The sequence below is a fragment of the Rhodococcus sp. DMU2021 genome, from assembly GCF_019641445.1.
Classification (GTDB): domain Bacteria; phylum Actinomycetota; class Actinomycetes; order Mycobacteriales; family Mycobacteriaceae; genus Rhodococcus; species Rhodococcus pyridinivorans.
This window is the reverse complement of record NZ_JAIFKB010000066.1, coordinates 1-2,554: the sequence shown is the minus strand read 5'-3', so window position 1 is coordinate 2,554 and position 2,554 is coordinate 1. Positions and strand designations below refer to the sequence as shown.

Here is a 2,554-nt window from a genome sequence, read left to right as displayed (position 1 = left end):
ACCCAGCCGAACTGCTCCTCGGTGAGGATCCGATCGAGTAGCTCTTCGGTGTAGTCCTCGTACAGCTCCCCGACGGCGAGCATGTAGGTGTTGGTGATCGTCGACCAGGATGCGGCCTTGCGTTGTTCGTCCTCGATCATTTGGTGCACGGTGCGCTGGGAACCGTCGCGGGCGATGATCTTCGCGAGCAGACCGATCGCGCCGGGATGCTCGTCGGGGCGATGTTCGAAGTCCCAGTCGGGCAGCTCGTCGTTGGCGGCGTAGACGATATTGGCGTGTTTGCCGCGGGTGAGCGCGACGTACAGCGACTGGCGATCCATGTTCGCTCCGGCGAGCACGTGGCAGCTTCCCACCGTCATGCCCTGCGAGCGGTGCACGGTGGTCGCATATCCGAGTTGCACGTTGTCGGTGATGTAGTCGGCGGCGACGGTGACCTGGCCGCCGCTGATGTTGTTGCGCAGCCGCAGCGATCCGTCGTCGCCGATTGCAGCCACGGTCCACAGATCGCCGTTCTTCACTCGGCCCGAGGTGTTGCCGTCGGAGTCCTTGACGACGTACTTGGAGTTGTTCTTCCGGGTGACCACCACGTCCCCGACAGCGGCTTCGAGACCGTCGGCCAGGACGATGCCGGGGCCGGTGACGGTGCCGCCTGTGCGGTAGTAGGCGGCGGCCTTCTCGTTGAGCTCGCGCACCAGATCGTTGGTCGGAGCGACCATCAACGCGACCTGCCCGGCCTCGACGTCGGCGACGTAGGCGTCGAAAACCAGATCGGCCAGCTCGTGCGCCATGCCCTGCCGGATGCGATCGTTCTGCTCGTACCACTCGAGCACCGTCACATCGCCCGTGCGCAAGCGCAGGCTCGCCTCGGCCTCACCGACGGTGGCGAAACGGTGGACCTTGCGCAGGAACGGGGCGTTGGTGCGATCGGCCAGATCACGCAACACGCCACCGGCTTCGACAGAGGCGAGCTGCTGCGGATCGCCCAGCAGCCGCACCACCGCCCCGGCCTCGGTGGCGATGCGGGTCAGGTCGGCCAGGTCGCGGGCCGAGGCCATACCGGCCTCGTCCACCAGCAGAAGATCACCGCGGCCGATCCCCGTCGCGATACCGACGCGATCGCGGGTGAGCACGTCGGCGATGGTGCGTCCCTGAACCGAAATTTCCTCACCGAGCACTTCGGCGGCACGGGCCGACGGCCCCAGAGCGATGACGTTTCCGTTGACGGCCTCCCAGGCCCGGGCGATCACGGTGGCTGCGGTGGTCTTGCCGGCACCGGCCGCACCGACCGCCACGGCAACCCGTGTGCCGGCGGTGAGGAAGTGTTCGATCATGGCGAGCTGATCGGCGCCGAGCTCGTGGCCGTTCGCCTGCTCGATCCGGCGCAACGTGCGGCGAATGATCCGGTCGTCCACGATGTGCTCGTCGCCTGTCTGAGCCTGTTGACGCATGAAGTCTTCGGCGTCGAGAACCGATTGAGCGGTGTAGCGCATCTGTGCGCGATCGACGAGCAGACTGCGCCGACGTCCCCGTTCGACGCGGTCGCTGATCCGCTCGGGCAGGTGGTATTCCTCGATGTCGATGGGCAGGCAGTAGTCGCGCAGTGCGAGTTCGAGTGCGTCGTCGTGGATGGCGCGTAGCTGCTCGTCGTCGGTGAAACTGAACTCTCGCAGGCGCCTTTCGATCTCGGCGGTCACCGAGAACACCGTCCACGACCCGACCTTGTGCGAGAGCGTCTCGACGACCTCGTCGACGAGAGCCGGCACCTGCTGAGGAGTCAACACCGGTCGGCGGTCACGTTCTCCGCGGACAGCGTCGACCAGCTCTGCGGGATCATTCCCGGCGAGAATCGCTTCGGCGCGCTCGCGCCATTCGGCCCGCAACTCGGCCAGTGACCGTGGGGGATTCTTCGCGTTGCGGGTGTCCAGAGTGGCCTGCTGCGCCTGGGCGTACTGCACCTTCTTCGGGGGATTCTTGCCGTAGCGGGTCTTGTAGTCGCGGGCCAGTTCTTCCTGGCGTGCCTCGATCGCGGCGCGGCGGGAGAACTCCTCGATCAGCGACAACGGGATGCCCTCGACCTCGTAGACCGGTTGCTTACCGACCGGCGTATCCGGTCGGGGAGCGAAGGTGACACCGAGCTTGCGGGCCACCAGATCGGCCACGCGGGTGTTGTACTTCTCCGACGCCGACACGTTCGCCTTGTAGAGAATCGACCCGTCGATGGTGGTCCATCGGCCTTCGGCATAGACACGATTGAGCACGGCACTGTGGGTGTGCAGGTTCGGGTCCGCAGCGCGATTGTCGAAGTGATCGAACCGGGCGATCAACAGCCCGTCGGCCTTGACCTTGCGCTCCCCACCTTTACCGCGGCGGGTGTAGATCACCTGATCTTCGATCCACTCCAGCGCTTCGTCCACGGCCTGCTTGTGTGCTTCTTCGACTGCGGCCTTGACCTGCGCGTCGCCCAGGCCCCACAGCAACGAGATGGATTTCATCGGGGTGAACACCAGGTCGTAGCCGGCCACCGGCTGACGCGCCTTGTTGTACTGCTCGTTGA

At 65.7% G+C, this 2,554-nt stretch carries 1 protein-coding gene; it reads right to left on the bottom strand.

Going from position 1 to position 2,554, the window contains the following annotated elements:
- Positions 1-2,554: MobF family relaxase (gene mobF, locus K3M35_RS25570; RefSeq protein WP_220667259.1), on the bottom strand; the 2,554-nt coding region annotated here is incomplete at both ends.